Raw genomic sequence first — 13,788 nt, forward strand, 5'->3', positions numbered from 1 at the left:
CGTAAGTTTTGATTGGGATTCCCGTAAGTGGGGAATCGGGAGGTAGCTATTCAGCTGGTGCCGTTGGGCGGGTGGGTCTGGTGTGACTCTGGTCGGTGTGTTGAGTCGTCGGTGTGTTGGGTTGATCTTTCTGTCAGGTCGGGCAGGGCGGTGTGTGTACGGCATCCCGATCAGCGGCGTAATCCTGCCCCGTGTCCAGGAACCGGGGGGTAGGGCCTTATTTCTTGGGAAAAGGACCCGCCCTCAAGCGAGCACCTCGCCGCGCGACCCATCCGGTTCTTATGTGCTGCCATCGCGCGCCAGCGCGACAGCGTCGCTCCAGGATGTTCCCTGCGCCATTCGACGACGGAAAAATGCGGCTTGCCGCGCCCAGTTGAAAGTCACCACCCCTGTCAACACGTCGCCGTCGCCGAGAAGTCCGAGCAACCGACGATTGTCCGGGTCTTCACGGAGGCACAGTTCGTCGTTGTCAGTCCAACGTCCAGCAAATTGGATCTTCGTGTCGTACTGGTCGGACCAAAAGTACGGTATGTGACGGTACGCCGTAGGTGGGTGCTGCGCTGAGGAGATCATATTGAGTGCCGCTACGCGGCCTTGCTCGACCGCGTTGGTCCAATGCTCCACCCGGACGCGATGGCCGGACACACCGTCGCGCCACCGTGCTACATCGCCAGCCGCGAACACGTTGGACACGGACGTTTCGCAGAACTCATCGCAGAGTACACCGTTGTCCAGCTTGATCTCTGACGATTGGAGCCATTCGACGTTCGGCAGAGAGCCGACACCGACAACGACGACGTCGGCAGGGATGCGGGTTCCGTCATCGAGCCGAACATGCTCGACATAGTCGCTACCCACGACGCCAGTAACACTGGTTCCACAGATGAGCCGCACGCCTCGTCGACGATGTAGGTCAGCAACACGCGTTCCAATTTCCGTGCCGAGCACGCGCGCGAGTGGCGCGGCGAGCGGCTCCACCACCGTGACGTCAGCCCCAAGAGTGCGCGCGCTTGCGGCGACCTCGAGGCCTATGAACCCTCCGCCGACGACAACAACCGATCGCGAGGGACGTAACTCCTCTCGCAGGCGTATTGCGTCGTCGAGTGTTCGCAGTGCGTGGACTCCCTTCATCGCGTTGATGCCGGGTAGCGGCTTGGGGCGCACGCCCACTGCGATCAAGCACGAGTCGTACTCCACGGCGGCCTCTCCCACCGAGATCTGCCGCTTGATCACATCCAAACCTGTCGCAGCTGCACCGAGACGGAGGTCAAGACGGAGGTCGTTGTAGTGACTCGGCTCTCGCAACGAGGCACCCTCGGGTAACATGCTGTGCTGTAAGATCTGCTTAGACAGCGGTGGCCGATCGTACGGCAGATGGGCCTCCTCGCTGATTAGGATGACTTGGCCATCGAAGCCTTCCCGGCGTAATGTTTCTGCAGCCGAGAGTCCCGCGACCGAGGCACCCACGATGAGAATCTTCCGCGCAGCCATGCTAATCACTCAAAGCGATAGCTTGCACTGGACATGACCGGACTGCTTCTTCGACAGCTGAGCGCATTTCCTCGGGAGGACTTTCGTCCAGCAGAACTGCGACGTTTTCCTCTTCATCCAGGTCAAAGACCTCGGGCGCAGCTACGACACAACTCGCAAATGATTCACACTTCGCGATATTCAGAGTCACCCTCATTTTCACTGTCCTTCAATTCTCACAATTCCGGGAACCGAATTGATCTTGGGGTTAGGTGGTCCATGCGTGGGGGGTGGGGTCGGTCATGAGATGGCGGTATTGCCGGAAGAAGTCGCGACCGGGTTCTTCGTTCCAGCCGGGCATGACTCGGCCCGGCCCGGGTGCGGTGCTGTCGATCGGCATGTCCAGGCCCATCCGAACATTGCTGTTCAGCCTGCGTGAGATATAACCGCGCAGCGTGTCCTGGCACATCGACCAGTTCTCACCATCGTCCTGCTCCAGTAGGCCACTCGGGCTGAAGGTGGTTCGCACCAGCCGCAGCTGCGCGTCCTTAACCTCTTGCGGAGCGTCACGATCCACGAGCGTCCATGACCGCACCTCCATGTGATGCGGCCCGCGCGGAACCCATACGCGAATGATCTGAAACCCGGTCAGGAACGAGAAATTCGGAAAGACCGTGAACGCCCCCACATTATGAATCGCGTCCCGATGAGCACCCAGCCGTCGCGCCGACTCCGGGCGCACCACATTCTGGTGGTAATCCAGCAGCACCGGATCCCGCGCCAACAACTCCAGCACCGGCTCATCGGAGGCCACGAGTCCGTGGCCTCCACCAGGGGTGACCGTGAAGCCGCCAGGGAAGTCAGCAACGGGTGCATCGTCCGGTTGCATCGCCATCAGCGCCGAGACATGCGAGGAAAAGGCGTGGTGCCCGTCCTGCACAAAGTTTTCCGCGCCGAACTTCCAGTTCGCGTCGATGATCCACTTGTTGACCCCGCCGACCACCTCGGTGCCGCCCTCTCGACGGTCCACCAAGACATCCAGATACGGTCGCATATCGCCCAAATACTCCGGTAACGGTGGCGCCTGAGGTGTGTCTGAGTTAATTGACCAATCGCGGGTTGAAATACCCAGCCACGGCCGGTGCGTGGTCATTGGTTCTCCTCAGGTGCTCTGCTTCGACGGTATGCCAGGCGGTTCTCGCGTGCTTGGGCGAGTCCGTCGCGTCGGTTCTTGCGGATGGCGTCACCTCGTCCTTCGTGTTCGTCGTCGGGCGTGACATACCCGATGGCGGCGTGCAGCCTGACCCCGTTGTATTGGGCCCGTACGAGCTCGAGTTCGGCTTCGAGCTCGCCGGGGTCGCGGATCTTTTCCAGGTGCGGCCACTCGCCCTTCACGTGCCCGAACAGCGTCTCGATCCACGCCTGATCGGTCGGTGTGCCGGGCCGTCCGAACTGGCGGGCGATGGCCACACCGGCGAGGAACTCGCGGGTGGTGTGGCTGCGCATCTGCGGCCCGTTGTCGCTGATGGCCAGCAGCAACGGCAGCTGCCCGTCACCGATCGCGGTGCCGACGGCGTCGCGGTCGCCGGAGGCCAGCGCGGCCACCAGCGCGTCGGTCGCGCGGGCGTCGGCGGCCGCCCACAGGTTCTCGGCCTCCAGCGCGTCGGTGAAGGCGACCTCGACCTGGGTGGAAGACTCCTCGGCCGACACCAGGGTGGTGATCCACTTGCGGGAGACGATGTCGAGGATCGCGATCGCGGCGACCCGGGCGCGGGTGAAGTGCGTGAAGTCGTAACCCCACACCCGGTTGGGCTTCCACTCCAGCCAGGGCGGCCACTCCGCCCGACCGATCGGCTCGCGGGGCGGCTGACCAGGAAGAACGAGCCGTTCGGCGGCCAGGATCCGCCGCACCGTGGACTCGGAGACATGCACCAGTCCGATCCGCGAGCCGCGGTGGGCGAGCTTGCGATGACTACGGTCGGTCTCGCCCCAGGTCTCGAACAGCTCCACGACCGCGGCCCGCTCGCCCGGCAGGATCCCGTGCAGGGGATGCCCGCCCGGCGGTAGGTCGTCCAGCCGCCCGGCGGCCTGGCGGGCCAGCCACGCCTGGTAGCGACCGTGTTCCAGGCCCAGCCGGTCACATGCCCGCCGCGCCGACCAGCCACGCTCGACGGCGTGCTCGATCAACTCGAGTAGGCCGGCCTTCACGTCAGCGTGCACCCGCGCCGGGACCGGGCCGGCCATCAGCCCCAGGCGGGTTTTCCCTCGTGCAGATGCAGCGCCACCGCCTGCTCGGTCACCGTGGCGCGCAGCCGCTCGGCCTCCGCCCGCGCCTCCTCCAACTCCAGCTGCTCGACTGTCTTGCCCGGCCGGCCCGGCCGAGCCGACAGCGCGGTCAGCGCGCCCTGCTTGGCGGTACGGCAGATCGTGGTCACCGTGGTGCGGTCGACCTTCCACTTCTGCGCGGCCTCCCGCTGCGTGCACTGCCCAGTCAGCACCGACACATACATCTCGTACTTCTGGCTCGGCGAGAGCAGCCGTCGCTGCTTGCGTGCCTTCATGGGCGTATTGGACGTCATCATCAGCCTCCGGAACGGTCAGACACACCGCTTCGTGGCTGGGTATTTCAAAGATCAAATGGTCATCTAACTCAGACGCAAGACGCGCCTCCGGATCGAACGTACCGAAGATCAGCCCCTTATAGCTGTCGATCTGCGCCACCGGAACCGCCGCCCACCCCTCGTCAAGCGGCGCCTTCTCATACATCTCCCCGAACGGAACATCCACGATCTTGCCCCGCCGGTCGTACGCCCATCCGTGATAGCTGCAGGAAAAGCCCGCCGCATTACCAGAATCAAGCTTGCAGATCCGCATCCCCCGATGCCGACACGCATTCAGAAACCCCGCGATCGACCCGTCCTCCTGACGGACCACCAACACCTGATCCTCCCCCAGATACGAACTCACAAAATCCCCCGACCGAGGAATCTCTGACTCATGCCCCAAAAACTGCCAACACCGAGCGAAAACCCGCTCCAACTCCAACTCATAAACCCCAGGATCAGCAAAAACCTGCCGACTCACCAACCCCCTCTCAAAATCCACCAAATCATCTACACTATCCACACCACTAAAACCAATACTCACAAGACAACCCTTTCTGTGCGTCTCATTTTTTTTGCTCGCCGGAAAACCCGACGGTCACCGATCCAAACGACCCGAAGTCCGCGCTAAATACGTCACCACGATTCGCATCCACTGCGCGACAGGGCGATCCGGGAAGAATGACATCGCCTGCTTCCAACGCCGACCCATAGGCGGTGAGTTTGCGTATCAGCCAACACACTGACCACAGGGGACTACCCAGCACCTCGCGCATGCACCCAGCCGATTCCTCGCGGCCATCACGCGACAACACAACATTAAGGGCTGCGAAGTCCACACCATCTGGTTTGAAAGCGCGGTCACCTAATACGAACCGCGCCGACGAGCCGTTATCTGCCACAGTGTCGTGCCATCGGATTCTCCAATCGACAACACGGCTGTCAACAATCTCCAGCGCCGGGTAAAAGCAATCAATCGCTGCCAGGACCTGCCGCACGGTCACGCGCGCACCCTCTATCCGCTTGCCGAGTACGAAAGCAATTTCAGGTTCGACTTTCGGAGCTATGAGGGAACCGGTATCGAATTCATCACCGTGCGAACCTTCCATCACGTCGAAAAGGAGGCCGAAATCCGGTTCGCGAACTCCAGCCATCTCTTGCATCGCTACGCTCGTGAGGCCCACTTTTTTTCCTGTAACGTGATGGCCCAGGCTTTTTCTTATCTGGGCAATAGCAGCTTGTATACCATACGCGTCATCCTGGTCCATGTCGGTGTAACGGTCGGTCAGCGGTTCGACGGGCGTGCCGGCGCACTCGGCCTTCCACAACTCTTCCGCCAATTGACTACGGGTCGATTGATCAAGCGACGGCAACGCTGGCCTCCCGAGTCTGTGCCATCGTGAAGGCGATGTCTTCGAGTAGATCCTCCTGCCCCCCGATAGCCCCGCGCCTGCCCGCTTCAAGCAGAATCTCGCCAGGATCGAGCGCGTACCTCGAGGCTGCCGCCTGCGCCTTGTGTAAAAAGCTCGAGTACACTCCGCCATATCCGAGCACAAGACTGGTATGATCAACGATCTGAGGCTTCTTCATCATCGGCCGTACGATGTCCTCTGCTACACGCATCATCTCCCACTCATCAATACCGGTCTCGATCCCCATTCGCCGCATCACCACGATAAACACCTCACCTGGCGTATTTCCTGCCCCGGCACCGAGCGCACCAAGCGAGCCGTCGACAAACGTTGCTCCCTCGTCGATAGCGGCGATACTGTTGGAAATCGAGAGTTCCAGGTTCCGGTGGGCGTGCAATCCGATCTCGCCGGCGATCGCGGAGCGAACAGCGGCGACCCGGTCACGGATATCTTGCTCCATCAGGTACCCGGCCGAGTCGGCGAGGTACACCACCTCGGCACCTGACTCTTCCATGATCAGCGCCTGCTTGGCGATGACTTCTGGCGGGGCCAGGTGCGTCATCATGAGGAAGCCAAACGTCTTTAGATCCAAATCGCGACACAAGCGAAGGTGCTGTTCGGCGACATCCGCTTCCGTGACGTGTGTCGCGACTCGGACGCCGCCCACACCATGCTGAACCGCCTCGCGTACCTCTGAGCGGCCTCGATCTTTCCGGACAGCTGTTTAGTGGGTCAATTCATGCCGCTTGCTGCCGGTTCAGGTACTCGTTGTAGACCTCATTTGGGGCCTTATAGTCGAGTCCCGAATGGAGACGTCGACTATTATATCTAAGTTCGATATAGGCAGCAATATCTGTCCTGGCCCTCTTTCGGGTGGAGTAGATCACTCGGTGAACCCGCTCGTTCTTCAGGGCACCAAAAAACGATTCGGCCATCGAATTGTCATAGCATATTCCCGTGCGTCCGACCGATTGCCTGATGCCCAATGATCGGAGCGTGCTGGCAAACTGGGCGGAAGTGTAATTGCTGCCACGGTCGGAGTGGAATATCGCCCCGCGTGCGATAGGATAGTTGCGTACGGCCATGCGAATCGCCTTCTCGATGAGAGGCGTCTGGTAATTATCGTCCATCGCCCACCCGATAACGCCCTTCGTATGACAGTCGATGACCGTCGCGAGATAAACCCAGCCCTCCCACGTAGGGATATAGGTAATATCGCCAACCATCTTCTCGCCGGGCGCGGATGCGGCGAAGTCGCGGCCAACGAGGTCGGGCAGCAAGCTGGCAGACGGCTCAGTCAGGCCGAGTCGCCACGGACGGGGCTGGCAAGGCTCGAGCCCCAGCTCACGCATGATGCTGCGGATCAGCTCAGGGGTGCACCGCTCACCCTGGCGCTGCAGCTGGGCGTGGACGCGCCGGTGACCGTAGGTCTCATCCGAATCGTCGAAAACCTTCGTGATCAACGGAGCCAGGTAGGCGCGACGCTGCGCCGTCGCGCACTTGGGCCGACAACGCCATTCATAGAATCCCGACTTCGACACACCCAACCATTCGCACATTTTGGTCACTGTGTACTTTTTCTCGCCAGTATCGGTCACTGCGCCCTTCTCCACCTCGATGAACTCGTACCTCTCGTTCACCGATACTCGCTCGCGAAGAAGGCTGCGGCTTTTCCCAGGAACTCCTTCTCCATCCGTAGCTCACGGACTTCCTTCTCCAGCTCACGCAGCCGCGCGCGCTCCGACACGGTCAATGGTGGCTCGTCCGCAGCATGAGCCTTCCGGTAGTCGTTCACCCAGTTACGAAGCGTTTGCTCGTTCAGCCCGTTCTCCCGCGCGACCGACGCCACCGGGCGGCCCGTCTCGACCACCATTTTCGCCGCCTCCTCCTTGAACTCAGGAGTAAACGACCGACGATTCTTTGACACTGGCTTCCTCTCTTCCGAACAAAAACCCTAGTGGGTTCGCTGTCCGGAAGATCAACAGCCCCTCACTCATCCATTACGCCCACACCAGGCAGCATCAGTGCGCAGAGAGTGGCGTTGTCCAGCGCCTCCGTAGCGGCATCGAACAGTTCCGTGTTCGGATAACTCGCTCGTCCCTGGAGCAGCGAGGAACCTCCCAGTCCCGCCCCATGGCCGACTTCGATGTACTGCACACCGGAAGCCGCGAGCCCGCCTACCACCTGCCGAACCTGCGCAGGGGAGATCTCGTGATCGACCGCGTGACTACCGTCCCGAAGGCTGGTGTCCAGATAGGTAATCTTCGTGCCAGGCGAAATCCCCATCTTAAATCCTCGCTTCCGTTGCGACGCCTGCCCGCTCCGCGGCCATTCGGACCGCAGCGGCGGTGATGATGTCCAGATTTCCGGCATAGGTAGGCAGGAAATGCCCTGCATCCTCAACCTCGTTGAAGAGTGTGACCTTGTTGCCATCGATCACGGGCCCACGGACGCGGTAGCCGGGAACATAATCCGCCACGCGCCCAGCCATCTGCTCAATCTCGCCCCGTAACCGCGCCTCGTCCAGTCCGGCCACATCGGCATAGAGGGTGTTGCGCATCGCCACGGGGGGATCCGCCGGGTTAAGGATCACTATGGCCTTGCCTGTCTCGGCGCAGCCGATCGTCTCAATGGCCTTGCGGGTCTTGTGAGTGAACTCGTCTATGTTTTGCCGTGTTCCCGGCCCTACGCTCTTGCTGGCCACAGTGGACACTGTTTCTGCATAGTGAAGAGTTCCAACCGCTCGAGCGACAGCGGCTACGAGTGGAACGGTAGCCTGTGCCGCGCAGCTCACCAGGTTGATTTCCATGGCACTGTCGTGTTCTTCCCCATTGACTGCAGGAATCACCATCGGACCGATCGCCGCCGGGGTGAGGTCGATACTTGCAATTGACGCGTCCGCGAGTCGGGCCGCGTGTGCCAGGTGAGCTCCGGCCGAGGTAGCGTCGAAGACGAGATCGGGAGCTTCAGGTAGGTCGAACAGCCCGTCGATGCCTTGTGCCGAAGTGGCAATGCCGCAATTAGACGCCCTTCGAAGTCCTTCGGACGCCGGGTCAATTCCCACCATAGCGGTGAGTTCGAGTGAAGGCTCGGCTAGCACCTTGTACATGAGGTCCGTCGAGATATTTCCGGATCCCAGAATCGCAACCCGAAGTGGTTGCCCACTGTATGAAATGGTAGAATTCATTTACACGTTACTCCGCAGCCAAGAAGCTTGTTACCAGTTTGTCGAACTCAGGTTGTTTCTCCGACTGAACCCAGTGCCCACATTCTGAGAAGACAACAAGCCGGACGTTCTTCATTCTATGAAACATCAAGAATGAACTATCTAAAGGCAACACGCGGTCCTCACGACCCCAGATCAGCAAAGTCTCGTGTTGAATCTGATCAACTTGCTTCCATAGTTCCGCCTCTGCGTCTTTAGCGAGCTTATGGAACACCTGCAGCATGAACGTTTCCGCATCGGGATCGCTCGCGGCATCGAGGCGTTCTTTCACGAGGTCGTCAGATGCCGTAGCGGGATCGAACACCATAAAGTCCACGAACTCACGCATGCTCTCCACGGTCGGCGATTCATAAAACCGGCGCACGGCCGCCGCGACGCCACCGATGATGTCCCCTGGAGTGAAGATGTTAACCGCCCCACCACCCGGGCCCATGAGGACCAGCCGGTCAACCATGTCCGGATAGTCCAGTGCGAACTGCAAGGACGTTCCGCCGCCGAGCGAGTTTCCGAGGAAGTGGGCTTGTTCGATGCCCAATGACGACATAACACCGTGTACAACCTGCGAACAGGTTTTCCAGTAAGACTGGTCTTCTGGCAGTCTTTTCGACGACGAACCAAATCCTGGTTGGTCTACGATAATGAGCCGAAAGCGTGCCGCTAGGTTAGCGATATTGGTGCGAAAATTGCTCATTCCGGAGGCGCCGGGGCCGCCCCCGTGTAGCAGCACGATAGGCTCGCCTACGCCCGCCTCGCTCACATGAATGTTCATCCCTGACACCGTGATGAACTGTTCATCTACCTTCGGTCCCACCGACGATTGCTCCATGGCACGTCCCTTACGAAGTTGAGTGTTTTCCTACGCGTTGGCTACTTCTCGTCATCCAGCAGCGACTCAAGACCGCGATGACCCCAGACATCCCCACCTTCCCAATCTGATACCACCCACGTATCGTCATCTACTTGCAACGCATCCCATCCGAACTCCAGGTCAAATCCGCTCGGATTCCGCATGTAGAACGACAGCATGTTGTCGTTTCGGTGCCTACCAAGCGACGTGGTGATCGGAACTCCCGTATCCTGCGCGCGGTCAAGCCCCTGGCCAACCATGTCCAATTCCTCGACCTCCAACATGATGTGCTGACACGCCGTAACGGGTGCGCGTGCCAAAGCAATCGAGTGGTGCCGTCGGTTGCAGTGCAGGAAGCAGACCTCAGCCGGGCCCAATGTCGTATACTCAGACACTCGAAATCCAAGTTGCTGGACATAGAAGTCATGACACTGCTCATACTTATCCGCTTCGATCATCAGCACCGCGTGGCCGAACCCCATCTCGCCGGTAACGAACCTAACACCATGTGGCGAAATGAAATTGTAGTCAATGGTAGGACCGTAATAGATTTCCAAATTGTTTCCCGCCGGATCCTGGAACGCGGCCAGCCTCCGTACCGAGCGCGTTTTCAGCTCCTCATCGTCACCTACCCGAACGGTCACGCCAGCTTCTCGCAATTCTTCCAGGGCAGTGTCAAAATCACGAGCGTTCGCCAATTCCAAACCGATATACGCCAAACCGTCAGTTTGAGCCTCGTGGACCGCGATGCGCCACTGATAGTCGTCAACTTTCAGCAACAGTCCATCGTCAGCCGAGTCCGACTGCACCTGTACACCAAGAACACCCTCAGCGTACTCACGCCACGCACCAATATCAGTGGCATTTACACCAACATATCCGACAGACCTGATCTTCATGACTCGTTTTCCCTCTCTCGAACGCAAATATAGTCGTCTATTTCCGCAACCTCATATGTCTTGATCGGCCCACTAGCCGGGCGGGATCCTTGTCCAGTCGCCAAGTTGAATCGGGCGCGATGCCACGGACATACGATCACCCCCCGCTGCACTATGCCTCCTGCCAGGCTTAAGGCTCGGTGCGTGCAAAGCGCACTCACCGCAAACAGTTCACCGTCAGAGTTAATCACAAGGCATTGTTCACCGGACGCGAGTTCAATAGTCGTCTGGTCGCCGACGCCTAATTCGTCGACCGGACAAACTGGCACCCATTGGCTTTTGAGTGATATATGGTCACCCATCGCACTAGTACTCCTTATCGCTGACCATTTAGAACAAGGCCGCATCATCAGGGAAAATTCCAGGAAGAAGCCCTACGTCGATAACAGCGCCAGACACCATGTCTGCTGCGTCGGAAACCAAGTACCGCACCGTCTGGGACACGTCGACGGGCATGCAAACTCGACCTTGACAGTTCATTCCCTTAACCGCTTCAAGCAATTCCGGTTTGTTTTCTACAAGCGGCTCCGACATCCCAGACAATATAAATCCGGGCACCAGCGCATTCACACGAATCCGGTGCTTCGCCAGATCGTACGCCAATGATTTGGTGAGGCCGAGCACGCCTGCCTTAGACGCGATGTAGGCAACATGTGAACCACCTCCGTGCGCGGACACCGACGAGAAGTTAACAATAGCCCCACCACCGGAATCGATCATCGACGGCACTGCTGCTTGGCATAACAGGAACTGCCCTTTCAGATTAACCTCAATTGTAGTGTCCCAGGTCTCTTCGCTCGTTTCCAGCAATGAACCAGTCGGTCTAATAGCGGCATTGTTGACCAGCACCCGCACTGGGCCAAGTTTTTCGGTTGCCCGGCCGACAAAGCCTCGAACCTGGTCGAAATCACGGACTTCAGTCTTCTCTACCAGGATGTCGTCACGATCTCCCATTTCTTCACGGAGCGCATCCACCTGCGCGGGATCGTTACTGAACGTCGCAACTTGGAACCCGTCTTCAAGCAGACCACCAACCACCGCGCGACCAACGCCGTAAGTTCCTCCGCTAACTATCGCCAACCTATTCCTGTTCGTCACGCCATACGCTCCTCACATCGATGAGAGGACCGTCCTCGACACCACACCCTTAGTGATCGAGTGACACTCCCACTACTACAGCCATCTGCTGATATTGGACATCGATGTTGCCCAAAAACAGGCGATCTTAACTCCGTGTAAACTACGTATTTCATGAGAGAGGATCTTCCGGGCCGGTGCTGACGCCGTCCACGGTGGAACACCGATCCGTGAGCCAAGTCAGGCCCGCGGCGGATCCGGACCGCACTGAGCGGGCCACGCCGCCAGCGGAGTGCCGGGACTGCCGCGTCGCCGCTGCGGCTGTGGCACGATCACCACCGCCGCGCCGCCGTTCGGGCAGGTGGGGGCGGTGTCGTACGGGCCGAACCTCAACGCGGCGGCGGTGCTGCTGGGCAGCGAGGGCAACGTGCCGGTCGAACGGACCGCCATGCTCATCCACAGCCTCCTGGGCGTAGAGGCCTCCACCGGGTTCGTGGCCCGCGCCGCCGAGCGCCTGGCCGACAAGCTCGACGCCACGGGGTTCGACGAGGCGATGAAGGCAGCGTTGCGCGGCGAAGACGCGCTCTGCGGAGACGAAAGCCCGGTCAAACGTGCTGGCCAACGACACCGACGACGACACCGGCCAACAGGCGGCCGGTGCGCCGCACGCGGTGACGCTGCGCAGCCCTGACGCGCAGCTGATCTGATACGCGGCGATGCCGTCGCGGTCCAAGACCTCGATCGCCGACCTCGGTGTCCTCGACGACTGGCATGGCTTCTTGGTGCGCGACGACTACGTCAGCTGGCACCAGTTCGACGCGCATCTGGCCGGAGTGCAGCAATGCTGTGCGCACATCATCCGCCACTGCAAAGGCGTACTCGAGCTGCACCCGAACTGGCAGAAGTGGGCCAACAAGGTCATGAAGGTGCTGCGGGACGCTGAGGTGCCAAGGCCGTTGACGCCGCCCGCGCTGCCGACGGCGACCAGCTCGACCCCCGACCTACTGGCCGACCTGCGCCAACGCTACGACGAGGCCGTCGCGTGGGGCATCACCACCAACCGGCATCGGGACTGGCACAACGGCAACCATCCCGGCTACACGCTGGCCAAGCGACTCAAAGACAAGGTCGAGCAGATCTGGCTGTTCACGACGAACCTCAAAAATCGTGTCCGGACGAGTTCGAAGACGAGGATGCGGTCCCATGGACGAACAACGCCTCCGAACAGGCACTCTGCGGGCCGAAGCGGCATCAGGCCGTCTCCGGGTACTGACGCACCCGCGACAACCTCCGCGCCGACCTGCACGTGCGCTCCTACCTCGCCAGCGCCCGCGCCAACGGCGTCCGAGCGATCGACGCCATCCGCGACGCTCACTTACCGGAAACCCCTGGTTCCCCACCCCAGCCACAGCCTGCCGCCATCACGCGCACACACCCGTGAATGGACACCCCTCACGAGCGACGCGCCCGGCAACTGTCCGCAGCGATGCCAGCGGCGCGATCTCCCAAACCAAACCCGATTCCATAGCCTGGTCCGCTGTCACCGGATTACGTATTGTCGTGTCGCTGGCAATCAGGACGCGGAGCGCAGGCGCCACTTTCGAGTAGGGCGAGGATCCGTCTTCGCGTCGTATCCCGAGCCGCGGCTCAAAGAAGGAAGCATTGCGCGCAGCGATAACCACGTCAGCATCCCGCAGAAATCGGAACGAATCACGGCATGCGATGCCGTTAACAGCGACCACAACACGTTGTTCAACGCCACATTCCTTTGGGCTGATGTATCCGAAAGATGGCTCACCACAAGTCCCCTCGAACATCGGCTTGGGCGGATCGACGGTATCGAATCCGACACAGAATGCCTCAGATCCAGCCGCAGATATAACGATTGAATGAATATCGGAGTGGGCTCGCACCCGGGCCCACATTTCCCGTAATTGATCAGCCATCGCAGAATTGATTGCGTTCAACGCAATGGTGCGATTGAGCGTCACCCATAATATGCCACCATCCTGTTCGAACAGTACGTTACCGAACGTAGTAGCCTGATTTGTATCATCGCTTTGTACAAGCATCATCATCCTCCGGACCTTTACCTTCGCGACCGCACGCCTTCGTCATTATCCAGCTAACGCCGCGCCGTCACAGCGGGAGTGTCGATTCACCGACAGACCCGCCACAGCTCACTGACCTCCATTAAGCAACTTCAGCGTGTTCG

At 60.1% G+C, this 13,788-nt stretch carries 15 protein-coding genes and 4 pseudogenes; 2 read left to right on the top strand and 17 right to left on the bottom strand.

What is annotated here, in order from left to right:
• Positions 1-279: 279 nt before the first annotated feature.
• The 16 genes and pseudogenes from ACFQGD_RS23785 to ACFQGD_RS23860 form a co-directional block, all read right to left on the bottom strand.
• Complete coding sequence (locus tag ACFQGD_RS23785) at positions 280-1,491, bottom strand: NAD(P)/FAD-dependent oxidoreductase (RefSeq protein WP_345399226.1); 1,212 nt, start codon at positions 1,489-1,491, stop codon at positions 280-282.
• A gap of 1 nt (position 1,492) precedes the next feature.
• Positions 1,493-1,687, bottom strand: coding sequence for a ferredoxin (locus ACFQGD_RS23790; protein ID WP_345399229.1), 195 nt, complete (start codon positions 1,685-1,687; stop codon positions 1,493-1,495).
• A gap of 51 nt (positions 1,688-1,738) precedes the next feature.
• Positions 1,739-2,623 (bottom strand): RHO alpha subunit C-terminal catalytic domain-containing protein, encoded by an 885-nt coding sequence (locus ACFQGD_RS23795; protein WP_345399232.1) that lies wholly within the window; start codon positions 2,621-2,623, stop codon positions 1,739-1,741.
• On the bottom strand, positions 2,620-3,714 hold the full coding sequence (locus tag ACFQGD_RS23800) for an integrase core domain-containing protein (protein ID WP_345398882.1): 1,095 nt from the start codon (positions 3,712-3,714) through the stop codon (positions 2,620-2,622). The genes ACFQGD_RS23795 and ACFQGD_RS23800 overlap by 4 nt, the downstream gene beginning before the upstream one ends.
• A complete protein-coding gene (locus ACFQGD_RS23805) occupies positions 3,714-4,031 on the bottom strand; it encodes a hypothetical protein (protein ID WP_345398879.1) in 318 nt (105 codons plus the stop codon). The genes ACFQGD_RS23800 and ACFQGD_RS23805 overlap by 1 nt, the downstream gene beginning before the upstream one ends.
• A 223-nt stretch (positions 4,032-4,254) precedes the next feature.
• Positions 4,255-4,617, bottom strand: a pseudogene (locus ACFQGD_RS23810) (Rieske 2Fe-2S domain-containing protein); the annotation flags it as partial.
• A 22-nt stretch (positions 4,618-4,639) separates the two neighbouring features.
• Positions 4,640-5,446 (bottom strand): 2-keto-4-pentenoate hydratase, encoded by an 807-nt coding sequence (locus ACFQGD_RS23815; RefSeq protein WP_345398894.1) that lies wholly within the window; start codon positions 5,444-5,446, stop codon positions 4,640-4,642.
• Positions 5,433-6,170: pseudogene (dmpG, locus tag ACFQGD_RS23820) on the bottom strand (4-hydroxy-2-oxovalerate aldolase); the annotation flags it as partial. The gene ACFQGD_RS23815 and the pseudogene dmpG, both read right to left, overlap by 14 nt.
• A gap of 52 nt (positions 6,171-6,222) precedes the next feature.
• A protein-coding gene (locus tag ACFQGD_RS23825) for an IS3 family transposase (protein ID WP_390221019.1) occupies positions 6,223-7,412 on the bottom strand; the annotation gives its coding sequence in 2 pieces (ribosomal slippage) (positions 6,223-7,160 and positions 7,160-7,412; 1,191 coding nt in all).
• Positions 7,413-7,474: 62 nt separating this feature from the next.
• Positions 7,475-7,771 (bottom strand): hypothetical protein, encoded by a 297-nt coding sequence (locus ACFQGD_RS23830; RefSeq protein ID WP_345400301.1) that lies wholly within the window; start codon positions 7,769-7,771, stop codon positions 7,475-7,477.
• 1 nt (position 7,772) lies between these two features.
• On the bottom strand, positions 7,773-8,672 hold the full coding sequence (locus tag ACFQGD_RS23835) for an acetaldehyde dehydrogenase (acetylating) (protein ID WP_345400298.1): 900 nt from the start codon (positions 8,670-8,672) through the stop codon (positions 7,773-7,775).
• Positions 8,673-8,679: 7 nt separating this feature from the next.
• Positions 8,680-9,537: an alpha/beta fold hydrolase gene (locus tag ACFQGD_RS23840; RefSeq protein WP_345400295.1), complete on the bottom strand. Its 858-nt coding sequence runs from the start codon at positions 9,535-9,537 to the stop codon at positions 8,680-8,682.
• Positions 9,538-9,578: 41 nt separating this feature from the next.
• Positions 9,579-10,457: a VOC family protein gene (locus ACFQGD_RS23845; protein WP_345400292.1), complete on the bottom strand. Its 879-nt coding sequence runs from the start codon at positions 10,455-10,457 to the stop codon at positions 9,579-9,581.
• Positions 10,454-10,846 (bottom strand): Rieske (2Fe-2S) protein, encoded by a 393-nt coding sequence (locus ACFQGD_RS23850; RefSeq protein ID WP_390221099.1) that lies wholly within the window; start codon positions 10,844-10,846, stop codon positions 10,454-10,456. Before ACFQGD_RS23850 ends, ACFQGD_RS23845 begins: the two co-directional genes overlap by 4 nt.
• A complete protein-coding gene (locus tag ACFQGD_RS23855) occupies positions 10,827-11,594 on the bottom strand; it encodes an SDR family NAD(P)-dependent oxidoreductase (RefSeq protein WP_345400289.1) in 768 nt (255 codons plus the stop codon). The genes ACFQGD_RS23850 and ACFQGD_RS23855 overlap by 20 nt, the downstream gene beginning before the upstream one ends.
• Positions 11,595-11,813: 219 nt before the next feature.
• A complete protein-coding gene (locus ACFQGD_RS23860; protein WP_345400286.1) occupies positions 11,814-12,029 on the bottom strand; it encodes a hypothetical protein in 216 nt (71 codons plus the stop codon).
• On the opposite strand from ACFQGD_RS23860, the pseudogene ACFQGD_RS23865 reads away from it, so the two are divergent.
• Both ACFQGD_RS23865 and ACFQGD_RS23870 read left to right on the top strand, forming a co-directional pair.
• Positions 12,001-12,138: pseudogene (locus ACFQGD_RS23865) on the top strand (hypothetical protein); the annotation flags it as partial. The gene ACFQGD_RS23860 and the pseudogene ACFQGD_RS23865 sit on opposite strands and share 29 nt — an antisense overlap.
• Before the next feature lie 151 nt (positions 12,139-12,289).
• Positions 12,290-12,487: pseudogene (locus ACFQGD_RS23870) on the top strand (IS66 family transposase); the annotation flags it as partial.
• A gap of 507 nt (positions 12,488-12,994) precedes the next feature.
• Here the strand turns inward: ACFQGD_RS23870 and ACFQGD_RS23875 are convergent.
• Entirely contained in the window at positions 12,995-13,651 is a 657-nt protein-coding gene (locus ACFQGD_RS23875; RefSeq protein ID WP_345400280.1) for an enoyl-CoA hydratase/isomerase family protein, read from the bottom strand.
• Positions 13,652-13,788: the final 137 nt, after the last annotated feature.

It is taken from the genome of Haloechinothrix salitolerans (assembly GCF_042662605.1).
Taxonomy (GTDB): domain Bacteria; phylum Actinomycetota; class Actinomycetes; order Mycobacteriales; family Pseudonocardiaceae; genus Haloechinothrix_A; species Haloechinothrix_A salitolerans.

What these genes read in the sequence shown, in the direction of transcription:
- ACFQGD_RS23785 (WP_345399226.1), bottom strand. Translation starts at nt 1,491, where the DNA reads ATGGCTGCGCGGAAGATTCTCATCGTGGGTGCCTCGGTCGCGGGACTC.
- ACFQGD_RS23790 (WP_345399229.1), bottom strand. Translation starts at nt 1,687, where the DNA reads ATGAGGGTGACTCTGAATATCGCGAAGTGTGAATCATTTGCGAGTTGT.
- ACFQGD_RS23795 (WP_345399232.1), bottom strand. Translation starts at nt 2,623, where the DNA reads ATGACCACGCACCGGCCGTGGCTGGGTATTTCAACCCGCGATTGGTCA.
- ACFQGD_RS23800 (WP_345398882.1), bottom strand. Translation starts at nt 3,714, where the DNA reads ATGGCCGGCCCGGTCCCGGCGCGGGTGCACGCTGACGTGAAGGCCGGC.
- ACFQGD_RS23805 (WP_345398879.1), bottom strand. Translation starts at nt 4,031, where the DNA reads ATGAAGGCACGCAAGCAGCGACGGCTGCTCTCGCCGAGCCAGAAGTAC.
- ACFQGD_RS23830 (WP_345400301.1), bottom strand. Translation starts at nt 7,771, where the DNA reads ATGGGGATTTCGCCTGGCACGAAGATTACCTATCTGGACACCAGCCTT.
- ACFQGD_RS23835 (WP_345400298.1), bottom strand. Translation starts at nt 8,672, where the DNA reads ATGAATTCTACCATTTCATACAGTGGGCAACCACTTCGGGTTGCGATT.
- ACFQGD_RS23840 (WP_345400295.1), bottom strand. Translation starts at nt 9,537, where the DNA reads ATGGAGCAATCGTCGGTGGGACCGAAGGTAGATGAACAGTTCATCACG.
- ACFQGD_RS23845 (WP_345400292.1), bottom strand. Translation starts at nt 10,457, where the DNA reads ATGAAGATCAGGTCTGTCGGATATGTTGGTGTAAATGCCACTGATATT.
- ACFQGD_RS23850 (WP_390221099.1), bottom strand. Translation starts at nt 10,846, where the DNA reads ATGATGCGGCCTTGTTCTAAATGGTCAGCGATAAGGAGTACTAGTGCG.
- ACFQGD_RS23860 (WP_345400286.1), bottom strand. Translation starts at nt 12,029, where the DNA reads ATGAGCATGGCGGTCCGTTCGACCGGCACGTTGCCCTCGCTGCCCAGC.
- ACFQGD_RS23875 (WP_345400280.1), bottom strand. Translation starts at nt 13,651, where the DNA reads ATGATGATGCTTGTACAAAGCGATGATACAAATCAGGCTACTACGTTC.